At 73.4% G+C, this 15,580-nt stretch carries 13 protein-coding genes; 5 read left to right on the top strand and 8 right to left on the bottom strand.

What is annotated here, in order from left to right; all coding sequences use genetic code 11:
- Positions 1-202: 202 nt before the first annotated feature.
- Entirely contained in the window at positions 203-1,060 is an 858-nt protein-coding gene (gene map / locus ACZ50K_RS02440) for a type I methionyl aminopeptidase (protein WP_468896474.1), read from the bottom strand.
- Positions 1,061-1,160: 100 nt separating this feature from the next.
- Between map and ACZ50K_RS02435 the strand changes: the two genes are divergently transcribed.
- Positions 1,161-1,397 carry a hypothetical protein gene (locus ACZ50K_RS02435; RefSeq protein WP_468896472.1) on the top strand — a complete coding sequence of 79 codons (237 nt, stop codon included), beginning with the start codon at positions 1,161-1,163 and terminating at the stop codon, positions 1,395-1,397.
- Between the two features lie 40 nt (positions 1,398-1,437).
- Here ACZ50K_RS02435 and ACZ50K_RS02430 read toward each other — a convergent pair whose 3' ends face one another.
- Positions 1,438-2,040: a hypothetical protein gene (locus ACZ50K_RS02430; RefSeq protein WP_468896470.1), complete on the bottom strand. Its 603-nt coding sequence runs from the start codon at positions 2,038-2,040 to the stop codon at positions 1,438-1,440.
- 94 nt (positions 2,041-2,134) lie between these two features.
- Here ACZ50K_RS02430 and npdG point away from each other — a divergent pair, with 94 nt between their 5' ends.
- Positions 2,135-2,839: an NADPH-dependent F420 reductase gene (gene npdG, locus ACZ50K_RS02425; protein ID WP_468896469.1), complete on the top strand. Its 705-nt coding sequence runs from the start codon at positions 2,135-2,137 to the stop codon at positions 2,837-2,839.
- A 56-nt stretch (positions 2,840-2,895) separates the two neighbouring features.
- On the opposite strand, the gene ACZ50K_RS02420 is transcribed toward npdG, so the two are convergent.
- Entirely contained in the window at positions 2,896-4,872 is a 1,977-nt protein-coding gene (locus tag ACZ50K_RS02420; RefSeq protein WP_468896467.1) for a TerD family protein, read from the bottom strand.
- A 213-nt stretch (positions 4,873-5,085) separates the two neighbouring features.
- Between ACZ50K_RS02420 and ACZ50K_RS02415 the strand changes: the two genes are divergently transcribed.
- Complete coding sequence (locus ACZ50K_RS02415; RefSeq protein ID WP_468896465.1) at positions 5,086-5,289, top strand: hypothetical protein; 204 nt, start codon at positions 5,086-5,088, stop codon at positions 5,287-5,289.
- Here ACZ50K_RS02415 and ACZ50K_RS02410 read toward each other — a convergent pair.
- On the bottom strand, positions 5,279-6,076 hold the full coding sequence (locus ACZ50K_RS02410) for a site-2 protease family protein (protein WP_468896463.1): 798 nt from the start codon (positions 6,074-6,076) through the stop codon (positions 5,279-5,281). The two genes, ACZ50K_RS02415 and ACZ50K_RS02410, sit on opposite strands and share 11 nt — an antisense overlap.
- 80 nt (positions 6,077-6,156) lie before the next feature.
- Here ACZ50K_RS02410 and ACZ50K_RS02405 point away from each other — a divergent pair, with 80 nt between their 5' ends.
- The gene (locus ACZ50K_RS02405; RefSeq protein ID WP_468896461.1) at positions 6,157-9,552 is read left to right on the top strand and encodes a BTAD domain-containing putative transcriptional regulator; all 3,396 of its coding nucleotides are present in this window, start codon (positions 6,157-6,159) and stop codon (positions 9,550-9,552) included.
- Between the two features lie 12 nt (positions 9,553-9,564).
- Here ACZ50K_RS02405 and ACZ50K_RS02400 read toward each other — a convergent pair whose 3' ends face one another.
- From ACZ50K_RS02400 to panB, 3 genes are all read right to left on the bottom strand, one after another.
- Entirely contained in the window at positions 9,565-10,422 is an 858-nt protein-coding gene (locus ACZ50K_RS02400) for an ABC transporter permease (RefSeq protein WP_468896458.1), read from the bottom strand.
- Positions 10,419-11,462: an ATP-binding cassette domain-containing protein gene (locus ACZ50K_RS02395; protein WP_468896456.1), complete on the bottom strand. Its 1,044-nt coding sequence runs from the start codon at positions 11,460-11,462 to the stop codon at positions 10,419-10,421. Before ACZ50K_RS02395 ends, ACZ50K_RS02400 begins: the two co-directional genes overlap by 4 nt.
- 86 nt (positions 11,463-11,548) lie before the next feature.
- Complete coding sequence (gene panB, locus ACZ50K_RS02390; protein WP_468896454.1) at positions 11,549-12,415, bottom strand: 3-methyl-2-oxobutanoate hydroxymethyltransferase; 867 nt, start codon at positions 12,413-12,415, stop codon at positions 11,549-11,551.
- Positions 12,416-12,745: 330 nt separating this feature from the next.
- On the opposite strand from panB, the gene ACZ50K_RS02385 reads away from it, so the two are divergent.
- Positions 12,746-13,774 (top strand): endonuclease/exonuclease/phosphatase family protein, encoded by a 1,029-nt coding sequence (locus ACZ50K_RS02385; RefSeq protein ID WP_468896452.1) that lies wholly within the window; start codon positions 12,746-12,748, stop codon positions 13,772-13,774.
- Between the two features lie 50 nt (positions 13,775-13,824).
- On the opposite strand, the gene ACZ50K_RS02380 is transcribed toward ACZ50K_RS02385, so the two are convergent.
- The gene (locus tag ACZ50K_RS02380) at positions 13,825-15,579 is read right to left on the bottom strand and encodes an NAD+ synthase (protein ID WP_468896450.1); all 1,755 of its coding nucleotides are present in this window, start codon (positions 15,577-15,579) and stop codon (positions 13,825-13,827) included.
- Between the last annotated feature and the right edge of the window lies 1 nt (position 15,580).

The following is a 15,580-nucleotide window of genomic DNA, read 5'->3' as shown; positions in this document are numbered from 1 at the left end:
CCCCCGATCCTGCTACTTAGGCTTACCTAAGTCAATGTGATCCCGACGGTCTGTCGGTATCAATGTTCCCGACAGTGCGTCGGCAAAACCTTCCGGCCCCCCGGAAACGCCCCCGGAAACGTCCCCGGAAACGTCCCCGGAAACGCCGGTCGCCCCGGCCTCCAGGAGGAGGCCGGGGCGACGGCTGCCGAACGGGACGGGGTCAGGGAAGGGTGAGCACGTCCGCCCCGGAGTCCGTCACCACCAGGGTGTGCTCGAACTGGGCGGTCCGCTTGCGGTCCTTGGTGACCACCGTCCAGCCGTCCGCCCACATGTCGTACTCGTGGGTGCCCAGGGTCAGCATCGGCTCGATGGTGAAGGTCATCCCCGGCTCGATCACCGTGGTCGCGTGCGGGCTGTCGTAGTGCGGGATGATCAGCCCGGAGTGGAACGAGGAGTTGATCCCGTGCCCGGTGAAGTCCCGGACCACCCCGTACCCGAACCGCTTCGCGTACGACTCGATGACCCGGCCGATGATGTTGATCTGCCGGCCCGGCTTGACCGCCTTGATGGCCCGCTCCAGCGCCTCCCGGGTGCGCTCCACCAGCAGCCGCGACTCCTCGTCCACGTCACCGCACAGATAGGTGGCGTTGTTGTCGCCGTGCACCCCGCCGATGTACGCGGTCACGTCCAGGTTCACGATGTCGCCGTCCCGCAGCACCGTGGAGTCCGGGATGCCGTGGCAGATGACCTCGTTCACCGAGGAGCACAGCGACTTGGGGAAGCCCCGGTACCCCAGCGTCGACGGATAGGCCCCGTGGTCGCACATGTACTCGTGCGCCACCCGGTCCAGCTCGTCGGTGGTGACCCCGGGCGCGATCAGCTTCGCGGCCTCCTCCATCGCCCGGGCGGCGATCCGGCCCGCCGTGCGCATGGCCTCGACGGTCTCCGGGGTCTGCACCTCCGGGCCCTTGTAGGGAGTGGGCGCGGGCTTCCCCACGTACTCGGGACGGCGGATGTTGCCGGGAACGGAACGGGTGGGGGAGAGCTCCCCTGGAACGAGCAGCGACTGGCCAGACATGCAAGCGAGTGTATCCAGCGGGGATCGGGCAGCATGGCTGCGGAAGGCGGCGACGCCCGGCGGACGCCGGCGGGTGCCGGGACGCGAGAGGAGACCGCGGATGGCCCTGTTCAAGAAGCGCCAGGTCGGAAAACCCGGCGAGTGGTACTACTGCCTGGTCCACAACAAGGTCGAGGAAGGGCCCGAGTGCCCCGCCAAGGACCGGTTCGGGCCCTACGCCACCCCCGAGGAGGCCTCCCACGCCATGCAGACGGCGCAGGAACGCAACCTCGAATGGCAGAACGACCCCAAGTGGAACGACAAGTCCCGCGAGACCGGAGAAGAGGACCCGGGCTAGGCCCGGGGTCCGGCGGAGGGCGCCGTGACCGGGCGGGGCCCTACCAGCGGGCGGGCGGCGGCGCGGTCAGCTGATCGGCCAGCCGCGCCAGCCGGTCCCGGAACCGGCGCGGCCCCCGCTGCACCGGCAGGCTGTTCTCCCCGGCCGCCGCGCTCACCAGGTGCTGCAGGGTGTCCAGGTCCGGGCCCGCACCCGGCGCCACCACCAGCGCCTCGTGCGACAGGGCGGCCAGCTCCGGGTCCCCGCCGTCCAGGGACAGCACCGTCGCACCCGCCCGGCGCGCCCCGTGCACCCGCTCCAGCAGCCCGGCCGCCGGCCGCTCCGGCGCCACCACCAGCAGGGTCTCCCCGCGCCCGGCCGCCTCCAGCCGCCCCAGGCCCACCGACAGGTGCGGGGGCTGACCGGCCGGCACCCGGTGCCGCACCAGCGTCGGGGCCAGCTGCGGCAGTCCCGACCAGGCCGCCTCGTCCACCAGGTGCGCCGCCAGATGCCAGGGCTCGTACTCCCGGGTGCCCACCAGCAGCAGCCCGCCGCCGGACGGCACCACCGAACGCCGCAGCGAGCCGGCGAACCGCCTGGCGGCCCGCGGCCACTCGGTACCGGCGAGCACCTCGCGCAGCAGCGCCACCCTCACGGCATCCATATGCGGCATCCTGCCGCACGTCCGGCGCAATCGGACGAGGTTGCCCCCGGCTCACCCGTTCGGCTCTGGATCACCCGGCAGTACCCTCGGCCACATGACCTCTACCGACAGCAACAGCAAGCCGAAGGCCGCGGACCCCTGGGAGCTCCCGGACGTGTCCGGGCTGGTCGTCGGCGTCCTCGGCGGCACCGGGGACCAGGGCCGCGGCCTGGCCTACCGGCTGGCCCGGGCCGGCCAGAAGGTGATCATCGGTTCGCGGGCGGCCGACCGCGCCGTCGCCGCCGCCGGCGAACTCGGCCTCGGAGTCGAAGGCGCCGACAACGCCGAATGTGCCCGCCGCAGCGACATCGTCATCGTGGCCGTGCCCTGGGACGGCCACGCCAAGACCCTCGAAGCCCTCCGCGAGGACCTCGAAGGCAAGCTGGTCATCGACTGCGTCAACCCCCTCGGCTTCGACAAGCAGGGCGCCTACGCCCTCACCCCCGAGGAGGGCAGCGCCGCCCAGCAGGCCGCCGCCCTGCTCCCCGGATCCCGGGTCACCGCGGCCTTCCACCACCTGTCGGCCGTCCTCCTCCAGGACGCCACCGTGGACGAGATCGACACGGACGTGATGGTCCTCGGCGACTCCCGCGCCGACACCGACCTGGTCCAGGCCCTCTGCGCCCGCATCCCCGGCATGCGCGGGGTCTTCTCCGGCCGCCTCCGCAACGCCCACCAGGTCGAATCACTGGTGGCCAACCTGATCTCGGTCAACCGCCGCTACAAGGCCCACGCCGGCCTCCGCATCACCGACGTCTGACCCGCCCCGCCCCCACCCCGGCCGGCACCCGCCCGCCGGGGCCGGGGGCACCCCGGTCAGCCCCGGCGGGCCGTACGCCGCTCGCCGGACCCCACATGGGCCACCACCCCGTGGTAGAAGCGTTCCACGGCATCGTCGACGCTCCTGATGAAGCCGGACTCCGAGGCCCCGCGGGCGCCGCCCATCCCCTTCAGCAGCGAGAGACGGAACCCCGCGATCGGCGCACCGTCCCTGGGCAGCAGGTCGCCGGGCTCCGGCCGCAGCCGCTCCAGGGTGCCGCGCGGGCCGCCTTGGCCGTCGACGAGGGTCTCCACGTGCAGGTCCGCCGGTGCCTCGGCGAGCATGCGGACCATCCGCTTGGCGGTCGCCAGCGGATACGAACCGCCCGGGGCCTCGATGTCGAGGGAACTGCGGATCCGGCCCGTCCGGAGATCCGCCGTCACCGCGATGACGGTGCTGGTGCCGTCGATGCGCAGTTCCGCGCCGAGACGGCCGTCCGAGCAGAGCCGGTCCGCCGCCTCGCGCCGCCGGGTCCGCGGGTCGACACCCCGCCTGGACCGCTGGACGGGAAGGGCCTTCTGCCCGAGCTCGCCGCCCAGCCGCAGACAGACCTGACGGATCAGCCGCTCCCAGTTCTCGACCACCTCGACCGCACGCTCGTCACCGGGTCCGAGGGTCTCGTCCTCGATGCCCTTGCGTACCGGAGCCCAGGCGGCCCCCATGTTCTGGAAGCCGTGGCAGCCCGAGTTCTCCTGCTGGAGGTAGTCCAGCAGCTCCCGCAGCAGCCAGGCGTGCGCGGCGTTGCCGACACCCTCGTGCCGGATCAGCATCTGCGCCTGGTGGGCGACCTCCGCCCAGGAGAGGTGCCAGAGGGCCACCTTGTGCTTCCGCCGGCCGTCCGTCTTCACCTCGACCACCGGGCTCCCCTCCAGCGCCACGTCGTTGGAGAGGGTGATCACGGCCTCGTAGCCGCGCCGGGCGGCGATGTCCACGTACTGCTGGACCTGCTCGGCCTTCAGCGGGCTTCCGTTGGTCTTCGTCTCGACGAGCGCGGTCCACAGCTTTCCCGCGCGCTCCACACGGATGACCCCGTCGGGCCGCCTGGGGCTTTCCCCGTGCGGCAGCGACACCTCGGTGAACGTCTGCATCCGGCCCGCCGGGGCACCGAACCCGGCGGTCAGCCGGCGTCCGAACTCGGGCACCTGCGACATCACCGACAGCAGCACGGAGGTGGCGCGGGTCTCGCGCTCCCGGTCGGTCTTGAGGGACGGCGCCGGGAACAGCCGGGCCGCCCGCCAGGACTCGTTCTCGGCCAGCGACTTCGGGGCGGCCCGGGGGAGCGTGATCTTCTTCCTGGTGGTCCGGGTACCGCGTGCGCGGCTCTGCGCGGGGACCGCGGGGACCGCGGTGGCCCCGCCGAGGGCGGGCTCCCGCTCGGTATCCGGTTCCGCGTCCGGCCGCGCCTCCGGCACCGGTGCCTCGGCGGCGTCATCGTCGATGACGATCCCGAAATCGGTGGCCAGCCCGGCAAGGCCGCTCTCGTAGCCCTGCCCGACGGCCCGGAACTTCCAGGCGCCCTCGCGCCGGTACAGCTCCCCGAAGACGAAGGCGGTCTCCGCTCCGGCGTCCTGGATGGAGAAGCCCAGCAGCTCCTCGCCCGACCGGTCGGACACCGTCATCCGCAGATCGTCCAGATCCCCGAAACAGGCGCCGCCGTACTGGCTCGCGGCCGCCACGATCCGCTCGACCTCCGAGGGGACGGCCGACAGGTCCACGCTGATCCGGTCCGCGTCACCGTTCCCGGTGGGAGCCTTGCCGAGCAACTGCACACTGCCGTCGGCGGCGCTCGGGTTGTTGTAGAAGCAGAAGTCGCCCTCGCCGCGCACCTTGCCGCTGCCGTCCAGCAGCAGCACCGAGACATCCGCGTCCCCGGCCCCGGAGCTGCTCGTCCAGTTCAGGCTGAGGACGACCGCACCGGTGTCCTCGCTCAGCGCGTCCAGACCGACGTTGGCGCCCTTCGACATTTCCAGCATGATCCCCCCACCTCGCCCCGGTGTACGGCACGATGCGGCATGTACGCCATGTGCCTGCGGCGTACCGTAGCGTCACCTTCGGCCGGGGGTCCGGGGAACGGGAAATCCGCCGTACCGCCCGCCGGGGCCGGGGGCTTACGGGATCCCTGCCGGGGATGGGGGACACTGGTGGGGCCGGAAACCGTCCCTGTCGTGTCCGAGGAGTCCCGTCCGATGCCCCGCCTTGCCGTCTTCGCCCTTGTCGTCTGCGCGCTGTCCGTCGCCGCGGCCGTGGTCGCCTTCGTGGAGGGCAGCTTCCTCGGGATCATCTGGGTGCTGCTGGCCGGGCTGACCTCCAACATGGCCTGGTTCTACCTCCGCAAGGCCAAGGCGGAGAAGGCCGCCCGGGCCGGCGGCGCCGCCCGCGTCAACCCGTGACCGAGCAGATCTCCGGAGCGTCCTGCCAGAAGCGGTAGAGGTCCCGGCCGCAGTCGGACTCCAGGTCCGGGATGCCCAGGCCCTCCAGCAGGCCGTAGACCACATCGAAGAAGAACCGGTTCACCTCGGGGATCCACAGCAGCGCGAACACGGCGATCAGCCCGAACGGCGCCAGCGGCTCCACCTGCCGGCGCACCGAGTACGGCAGCCAGGGCTCGATCACCCCGTAGCCGTCCAGCCCGGGCACCGGCAGGAAGTTCAGGATCGCCGCCGTCACCTGGAGCAGCGCCAGGAACGCCAGCGCGTACCGGAACGCGGCCGGCACCCCGTCCAGCGCGTCCAGCCAGAACGGCGCCGTGCACACCACCGCGAAGGCCACGTTGGTCAGCGGGCCCGCCGCCGAGATCAGGCTGTGCTGCCAGCGCTTGCGGATCCGGCCGCGCTCGATGTAGACCGCCCCGCCCGGCAGGCCCAGCCCGCCCAGGATCACGAACAGCACCGGCAGCACGATGCTCAGCAGCGCGTGCGTGTACGCGAGCGGGTTCAGCGTCAGATAGCCCTTGGAGCCCACCGTCAGGTCCCCGCTGTGCAGGGCCGTCCGGGCGTGCGCGTACTCGTGCAGGCACAGCGACACGATCCACGCCGAGGTCACGAACAGGAACACGGCCAGACCGGCACTGGCCGCGTAGTCCGTCCACACGGCCCACCCGGTCACCGCCATCACCGCGACGATCCCGAGGAACACCGGACTGATCTGCCGCTCGCTGCTGCGCGCCGTGGTAGCCATGCGCCGCAACATACCCGGCCGCCGCCCCCCGGCCACCGGGCGGGCGACCGGTGGCACGCCGGGACAGGGACAATGGGGCGGTGCGTTACGCGATTCTCGGCAGTGCCCAGGCGGTCCGGGACGACGGCAGCCCCGTCGTGCTCGGCGGCAGACGGCTGCGCGCCCTGCTGACCGCGCTCGCGGTCCGGCCCGGGCGCGCCGTCCCGGCCGAGGTGCTGGTGGCCGAACTGTGGGGCGAGGACGGGGACCGGCCCGCCGACGCCCCCGCCGCGCTCCAGGCCCTCGTCGGACGGCTCAGACGCGCCCTCGGGCACGCCGCCGTCGCCTCCGCCGGCCGCGGCTACCGGCTGGTCGCCGACCGCGAGGACATCGACCTCTACCGCTTCGAGGACCTGGCCCGCTCCGCCGCCGCCGAGCTCGCCGCCGACCGGCCCGGCCCGGCCGCCGAACTCTCCGCGCAGGCCCTCGGCCTGTGGCGGGGCCCCGCGCTGGCCGACCTGCCCGACCCGGGACCGGAGGCGGCCCGCTGGGACGCCGTACGGCTGGAAGCCCGCCGGGGCGGATTCGCCGCCGCCCTCGCCCTGGGCCGGGCCGCCCAGATCCTGCCCGAGCTCACCGCCCTGTGCGCGGAACGCCCCCTGGACGAACCGCTCCAGGCCCTCCGGATCAGGGCGCTGCGCCGGACCGGCCGCCCCGCCGAGGCGCTCTCCGCCTACGAGGAGGTCCGCCGGGACCTCGCCGCCCGGCTCGGCACCGACCCCGGCCCCGATCTGCGCGCCCTGCACGGCGAACTCCTCCACCCCGAGCCCGGCCCCGCCCCGGCGGTCCCGGCAGCCCCGCCGACGGCGGCGCCGGCGGCCCCGGCCGCCGCCGGGAACCTGCGGGCCCGGCTCACCACCTTCGTCGGCCGGGAGGAGGACATCCGCACCATCGGCCGGGACCTGGCCCGGGCCCGCCTGGTCACCCTGCTCGGCCCCGGCGGGGCCGGGAAGACCCGGCTCTCCCAGGAGGCCGCCGAGGCCCACGGCACCGGCGGCCCGGACGGCTGGCCCGACGGGGTCTGGTTCGTCGAGCTCGCCCCCGTGGACGACCCCGAGGACCTCCCCGAGGCCGTCCTGTCCGCGCTCGGCGCCCGCGAGACCAAACTCCGCGGCGGCGGCGCCGAGGAACTCCGGGTCCTCACCGACCGCAGCGCCGACGAGCCCCTCGACCGGCTCGCCGAGTTCTGCGCCCGCCGCAGGCTGCTGCTGGTCCTGGACAACTGCGAGCACGTCATCGACGCGGCCGCCCGGCTGGCCGAGGAACTCCTCGCCCGGTGCCCGGGGGTGCGGATCCTGGCGACCAGCCGGGAACCCCTCGGAGTCCCCGGCGAACTGCTGCGCCCGGTCGAACCGCTGCCCGACCCGGTCGCCCTGCTGCTGCTCCAGGACCGGGGCGCGGCCGCCCGCCCCGGGTTCAGCGTGGCCGAGGACCCGGCCGCGGCCGCCGAGATCTGCGGCCGGCTGGACGGGCTGCCGCTGGCCATCGAACTGGCCGCGGCCCGGCTGCGGCTGCTGAGCCCGCGGCAGATCGCCGACCGGCTGGACAACCGCTTCAAGCTGCTGACCAACGGCAGCCGCACGGTGCTGCCCCGCCAGCAGACCCTGCGGGCGGTGGTGGACTGGTCCTGGGACCTGCTGGACGACACCGAACGCACGGTGCTGCGCCGGCTGTCGGTGTTCGCGGGCGGCTGCGACCTGCCGGCCGCCGAGGCCGTCTGCGCCGACCCGGCCGACCCGGCCGACCCCTCCGGCCTCGCCGACCCCTCCGGCCCGGCCGCGCTGCCCGCCGAGGAGGTCGCCGACCGGGTCGGCGCCCTCGTCGACAAGTCCCTGGTCGTCGCCGCCCCGGCCGCCGACGGCACCATGCGCTACCGGCTGCTGGAGACCGTCGCCGAATACGCCGCCGAACGCCTCGCCGAGGCCGGCGGCGACCGGGCCGCCACCGAGCGGCGGCACCTGGTCCACTACCGCGAACTCGCCCGCACCACCGACCCGCTGCTCCGCGGCCACCGGCAGCGGGCCGCCGCCGCGACCCTGGCCACCGAGTACGAGAACCTCCGCACCGCGCTCCGCCGGGCCGTCGCCGGCCACCAGGAGCAGGAGGTGCTCTGTCTGGTGCACAGCCTGGTCACGTACTGGCACATGCACGACCTGAGCGCCGAGTCCCGGCACTGGTCCGGGGCCGCCGCCGCCCTCGGCCCGGACCCCTTCCTGCCGCCGGTGGTCCCCGCCGAGCCGGTCCACGAACGGATCGTGGACTCGCCCCCGCCCTACCGGGGCGAGCTCCTCACCGAGGGCTGGCGGGGCGTCCAACTGGTCCGGCTCGCCGCCCGCGACCAGAACAGCGACGGCTGGCACTCCGAAGAGATGCGGACCCGGATCGAGGGGGTGCTCGCCGCCTACCGGCCGGGACAGCCGCAGACCTGCCATTCTCCCGCCGGGCTCTGGATCTTCGCCGTGATGATCGCCGGGGACCCGGAACGGCTCCAGCGGGTCATGGACGCCACCGTGGACACCTGCCGCCGCCTGGACATGCGCTGGGAGCTGGCCTCCGCCCTCCAGCTGCGCGCCAACGTGCTCGCCAACCGGTCCGCCTGGGCCGGGGACGCGGCCCGCGACGCCGAGGAGAGCCTCGCCCTGTTCCGGGAGGCCGGCGACGACTGGGGCTGCGCCGAGGCGCTGTCCGCCCGCGCCGAGGCCCGGGAGAAGAGCGGGGCCTACGCGGCGGCCGCCGAGGACTACCGCCGGGCCGTCCGGCACGCCGAGCGGCTCGGCGCCAGCGCCCAGGTCACCGTTCTGCGGGTGCGGCTGGCGGGGGCCCTCGCCGAGCAGGGCGAGACGGAGGCGGCGGAGGGCGAGGAGATCCTGCTGGCCGCCCTGGCCAACCCCCGGCAGTACGGCAACGAGGCCATGCCGGCCGCCCGGATGTTCCTGGCCACCCGCTACGGCAGGACCGGGCGGACGGCCGAGGCCCGCGCCCAGCTCCGGGTGCTGCGCGAGGAGTTCTCCTTCGGCGCCTTCGCGATCTTCGATCTGTTCGTGCTGGGGGTGACGGCCTGGCTGGACGTCCGGGAGGGCGACCACGAGCACGCCCGGACCACCATCCGGGAGGCCATGGCCGTGGGCGAGGACCCGATCGCCAAGATGGTGGCCCCGCAGATCGCCGCGGTGCACCTGCTGACGGCCGCCGCCGCGCTGGCCGGGCTCGGCGGGTCCGGCGGGCCCGCCGGCACGGCCCCGGCCGCCGACGCGGCCCGGGTGCTCGCCGCGGCCCGGGCCCATCTGCCGCCCGAGTACGTGCCGGTGACCATCGAACGCGAGCTGGACGCCCACGCCGAGGCGCTGGCCCGCAAGGCCCTGGGCGACTCCGCCTACGAGGCGGCGTACGCCGAGGGCGGCGGACTCACCCTGGAGGAAGCCGCCGCCCTGGTCTGACCCGACCGCCGGTCAGGTCTTGTTGCGGAACTTGCGGACCGCCAGCGGGGCGGTGACCGCGGTGATGGCGAACGCCCAGATCAGGGTGACGATGACCGGGTGGGCGATGGCCCCCTCGTCGTTGATCAGGGCGCGGGCCGCGTCGGCCAGGTTGGACAGCGGGTTCACATCGGTGAAGCTCTGCAGCCAGCCCGGCATCGAGGTGGTCGGCGCGAAGATCGAGCTGCCGAACTGGAGCGGCATCAGCACCAGCATCGCCATGCCCTGGACCGCCTGGGCGGTCTTCATGGTGAGGCCCAGCAGGATGAAGATCCACATCAGCGAGGCGCCGAACACCATGGACAGCAGCACGGCCCCCAGCAGCTGGAGCACCCCGCCCGGCAGGGACATCCCCAGGATGAAGCCCATGATCAGCAGGATGGTCATGGCGACGACCATCCGGCCGACCTCGACCACGATCTTCGCGATCAGCACTGAGGAACGGGCGATCGGCATGGACCGGAACCGGTCCATCACACCCTTGCGGAAGTCGTCGTTGACCCCGGTGCCCACCGCCATGGCGATGTTCATGCCCATCATGGCCATCAGGCCGGGCACCAGGTAGTTGACGTAGACGTCCTGGTTGCCCTGACCGGAGATCGCGCCGCCGAACACGAACACGAACAGCAGCGTGAAGATGATCGGCATGAACAGGACGTCGAACATCGACTCGGGGTCCTGCTTGATCTGCAGGGTGTTGCGGCGCACCAGGGCGCCGATGTGCCGGGCGTGCGCCCGCAGGCCGAGCCGGCCCTCGGAGGGCACCGGGGCGGCGGGCGCCGGCGGCGCGGCGGGCGTGGTACCGGTGGGCGTCGTGGTGACGGCGCTCATGCCGCGACCTCCTCGTTCTGCTGGGCCGGTACCGGCGCGGAGCCGTCGGCGGTGTCTTCGGAGCCGGCCTTGTGGCCGGTGATGGCGAGGAACACCTCGTCCAGGCTGGGCAGATAGGTGCCGAGGTCGGAGATCCCGAACCCGCGGGCGGCCAGCAGGCCGACCACCGCGGTCAGCTGCTCGTCGCTCAGGATCGGCACCAGCAGCACGCCCTCGTCGGGCACCGCCTGCGAGCCGGCCACCCCGTCCAGCCCGGCCTCGGCCAGCGCCCGGGCCATGGCCGGCAGGTCCGCCGGGTCCGCCGGGCGGATCCGCAGGGTGCGGCCGCCGACCCGCGCCTTCAGTTCGTCCACCCGGCCGTTGGCGATGACCTTGCCCTTGTCGATGACGGTCAGCTCGTTCGCCAGCTGCTCCGCCTCCTCCATGTACTGGGTGGTGAGCAGCACCGTGGCCCCCTCGGCGACCATCCGCTGCACCTCGTCCCAGACCTCGTTGCGGGTGCGCGGGTCGAGTCCGGTGGTGGGCTCGTCCAGATACAGCACCGCCGGCTTGCCGATCATCGAGGCGGCGAGGTCCAGCCGCCGCCGCATGCCGCCGGAGTAGTTCATCGCGGGCTTCTTGGCCGCCTCGGTGAGCGAGAACCGCTCCAGCAGCTCGTCGGACCGGGAGCGGGCCTCCTTGCGGGGGAGGTCCAGCAGCCGCCCGATCATGTACAGGTTCTCCCAGCCGGACAGCTTCTCGTCGACCGAGGCGTACTGGCCGGTGAGACCGATGGTGCGGCGCAGCTGCCGCGGCTGGCGGACCACGTCGAAGCCCGCCACGGTGGCGTGCCCGGAGTCCGGGACGATCAGGGTGGACAGGATGCGGACCAGGGTGGTCTTCCCGGCGCCGTTGGGTCCGAGGACCCCGAGGACGGTGCCCTCGCGGACGTCCAGGTCCACGCCGTCCAGTGCTTTGGTCTCGCCGTAGTGCTTGACCAGTCCCCGGACCTCCACGGCGTTCGTCGCGCCGCTCTGGGGGTTCTTGTCGATTCGCGTCATGCCCCCTATGAGAGCAGCCGCCACCGACAACGCACCGACAGCCTCCCGACAGGAGACTGTCGGGAAGCCGTCGTCGCAGGTCAGAGCTAGTGGACGCTGTGCTCTTCGAGCGGGAAGGAACCGCCCGCCACATCCTCGGCGAAGGCCCGGGCCGCGTCCGTCATGGTGGCGCGGAGGTCCGCGTACTGCTTCACGAACCGGGGCATCTTGCCGCCCGTGAGGCCCATCATGTCGGTCCACACCAGCACCTGGGCGTCGCAGTCGGCGCCCGCCCCGATGCCCACCGTCGGAATGTGCAGGGACCGGGTCACCTCGGCGGCCAGCTCGGCCGGCACCAGCTCCAGCACCACCGCGAAGGCGCCGGCGTCCTGGGCCGCCTTGGCGTCCCGCAGCAGCCGGTGCGCGGCCTCGTCCCCGCGCCCCTGCACCCGGTAGCCCATGGCGTTCACGGACTGCGGGGTCAGGCCCAGGTGCGACATCACCGGGATGCCGGCCTGCACGATCAGCTCGGTCTGGGCCAGCGACCGCTCGCCGCCCTCCAGCTTGACCGCCCCGACCCCGGCCTCCTTGACCAGCCGGGTGGCGCTGCGCAGGGCCTGCACCGGGCCCTCCTGGTACGAGCCGAACGGCAGGTCGCCGACCACCAGCGCACGGCGGGTGCCGCGGACCACGGCCGCCGACAGCATGCTCATCTGCTCCATGGTCACCGGGACGGTGGTGTCGTACCCCAGGTGGCAGTTGCCCATCGAGTCCCCGACGAGGATCACCGGGATGCCGGCCTCGTCGAAGACCGACGCGGTCATCGCGTCGTAGGCGGTCAGCATGGCCCACTTCTCGCCGCGCTCCTTGGCGAGGGTGATGTCGCGGACCGTGAGCCGGCGGTTGCTCTTGCCGCCGTAGAGGGAGGGGCCCGCTGCTGGTTCCCGGGCAGGCGAAACGGGGGCGTGCGTCATTGCGACTGCTCCTTGTGTCATCTCGAGGCGCCCTGACGGCGTCCCCGGACTCACTCACCATGGTTGCACCGTCCCGGCCCGCGGCGGAAGGGCCCATCGGCCGTGGCGGTCGCCACCCCGCCAGGACTCCGGCGACACCCGTGCGGCGACCGGCCCGGAGGCCGCCACGCCGGGCAGAATGTGCGCGTTTCGTGACAACCGGAACCCGTGTGCGGGGGCCCTTCGTCCTCCCGGTCGTACGAAGCGGAACGGACGGCACGGAGAGCTCGGGATATCGCCTAGGGTCAAGGGGCGGGGACCGAGCGCGAGCAAGGCAGCGAGGGCAGTGGCATGGCACAGGCGTACATGACGGACACCGGGAACGGCGGCTCGGAGCCCGAGCCCTCCGGGACCCGGGTCCGGCGCCGGCTGGCCGAACTGCGCCGGGACCCGGGCATCTGGCGGCGCGGGCTGGTGCTCGCCGCGCTGGCCCTGGTGCTCTCGCTGATCATGATCCTGCACGCCGAGCTGCCGAACGACGTCGGCAACCTCGGCAGCCTCACCGAGACCTTCCTGCCCTGGCTGGGCCTGGCCGTCCCGCTGCTGCTGGCCGGCGCGGTGTACCGGAAGTCGGCCACCGCCCTGATCGCGATACTGATCACCGCCGGGGTCTGGCTCAACCTGTTCGGCGGGCTGGTCACCGACAAGTCGGGGGGCGGCGGCAACCTGACCGTGGCCACCCACAACGTGGACGCCGACAACGCCGACCCGCACGGCACCGCCGCCTCCGTGGCCCGCTCCGGGGCCGAGGTGCTGGCCCTGACCGAGCTCAAGGCCAGCGCCGTGCCCGTCTACCGCAAGGCCCTGGAGCGGGCCTACCCCTACCACGCGGTCGAGGGCACCGTCGGGGTGTGGAGCAAGTACCCGCTGACCGGAACCCTGCCGGTGGACATCAAGATGGGCTGGACCCGCGCGATGCGGACCACCGTGAAGACCGAGCAGGGCGAGGTGGCCGTGTTCGTCGCCCACCTGCCCTCGGTCCGGGTCAAGCTGAACGCCGGCTTCACCGCCAACCAGCGCGACAACAGCGCCGAGGCCCTCGGGCAGGCGCTGGCCGCCGAACCGCTGCACCGGGTCATCCTGCTCGGCGACCTCAACGGCACCATGAACGACCGCGCCCTGTCCCCGGTGACCTCCCAGATGCGTTCCACCCAGGGCGCGGCCGGCGACGGCTTCGGCTTCAGCTGGCCGGCCGAGTTCCCGATGGCCCGGATCGACCAGATCATGGTCCGCGGGATCAGGCCGGAGGCCTCCTGGTCGCTGCCCCGCACGGGCAGCGACCACCTGCCGATCGCGGCCCGGGTCACCGTCCGGCCGTAGTCCCGTCCGGGGCCGTAGGCCGCGGTCGGGGCCGGTAGCCCGGGCCGGGGCTACGGGGACTCGCGCCAGCCGTTGGTGACCGGCAGCCGGCGGTCCTTGCCGAACCCCTTGGCGGAGATCTTGGTGCCCGGCGGGTACTGGCGCCGCTTGTACTCGGCGGTGTCCACCATCCGCAGGGTCCGTGCCACCAGCTCCGGATCGAACCCGGCCGCCACGATCTCCGCCAGCCCCTGGTCCCGGTCCACGTACCGCTCCAGGATCGCGTCCAGCACCGGATAGTCGGGCAGCGAGTCGGTGTCCACCTGCCCGGGGCGCAGTTCGGCGCTGGGCGGCTTGCCGATGGAGTTCTCCGGGATCGGCGGGACCTCGCCGCGCTCCTCGGCCGCCCGGTTGCGGCGGCGGGCCAGCCGGAACACGTCCGACTTGTAGACGTCCTTGATGGGCCCGTAGGCGCCGACCGAGTCCCCGTAGAGGGTGGAGTAGCCGACGGCCAGCTCCGACTTGTTGCCCGGGGCCAGCACCAGGTGCCCCTCCTGGTTGGAGACGGCCATCAGCAGGGTGCCGCGCAGCCGGGACTGGAGGTTCTCCTCGGCCAGCCCGGTGAGCCCCAGTGCCCCCATGTAGGCGTCGAACATCGGCTCGATGGAGACGGTGCGGAGGCTCAGGCCGGTCCGCCGGGCCAGTTCCGCCGCGTCGCCCCGGGAGTGGTCGGAGGAGTACCGGGAGGGCATCGAGATGCCGTACACGTTCTCCGGGCCGAGCGCGTCGCAGGCGACCGCGGCCACCAGCGCCGAGTCGATGCCCCCCGACAGCCCGATCAGCACCGAGCGGAACCCGTTCTTGCGGACGTACGCGCGCAGGCCCGTCACCAACGCCTCGTACACCTCCGCCTCGTCGTCCAGCCGGTCGGCCTGCCCGCCGGGCACCACCGGCGGATACGGGGCCAGGGGCTCGGCGGACAGCACCACCCGGTCGATCCGCAGCCCGTCGTCCACCACCCCCTCGGGGGCGTCCGGGGAGGCGGCCGGGAGGTCCAGGTCCACCAGGACGCAGCCCTCGGAGAACTGCGGGGCGCGGGCGATGACCTCGCCGTGCCGGTCGACCACGATCGAGTCCCCGTCGAAGACCAGCTCGTCCTGGCCGCCCGTCATGGCCAGGTAGGCGAGGGTGCAGCCGGCCTCCTGGGCGCGCTTGCGGACCAGCTCCAGCCGCAGGTCGTCCTTGTTCCGCTCGTACGGGGAGGCGTTGACCGAGATCAGCAGTCCGGCCCCGGCGGACCGGGTGGCCGGCACCCGGCCGCCGTCCTGCCAGAGGTCCTCGCAGATGGCCAGGGCCACGTCCACCCCGTGCACCCGGATCACCGGCTGGGTGTCTCCCGGCACGAAGTAGCGGAACTCGTCGAACACCCCGTAGTTGGGGAGGTGGTGCTTGGCGAACCGGAGCACGGCCCGGCCCCGGTGCAGGACGGCGGCCGCGTTCTCGGGGGAGCCGGCCGGACGGCCGAGCCGGGGCTCCGCCCGCCCCGACCGGTCCAGATAGCCGACGATCACCGGCAGCTCCCCGAGGCCCTCGGCGGCCAGCCGGGCCGCGACGGCGTCCAGGGCGGCCCGGGAGGCCTCCACGAAGGACCCGCGCAGCGCGAGGTCCTCCACGGGATAGCCGGTGAGGGCCATTTCGGGGAAGGCGACCAGATGGGCGCCCTGCTCGGCGGAGTGCCGGGTCCAGTGCACGATCGAGTCGGCGTTGGCCGGGATCCGGCCGACGTGCGCGTCGATCTGATTCAGCGCGAGGCGAAGTTGAGGCACG

Source organism: Streptomyces sp. NPDC033845, assembly GCF_055576225.1.
Note: the sequence above shows the minus strand (reverse complement) of the source record. Positions and strands in the feature narration are given on the sequence as shown.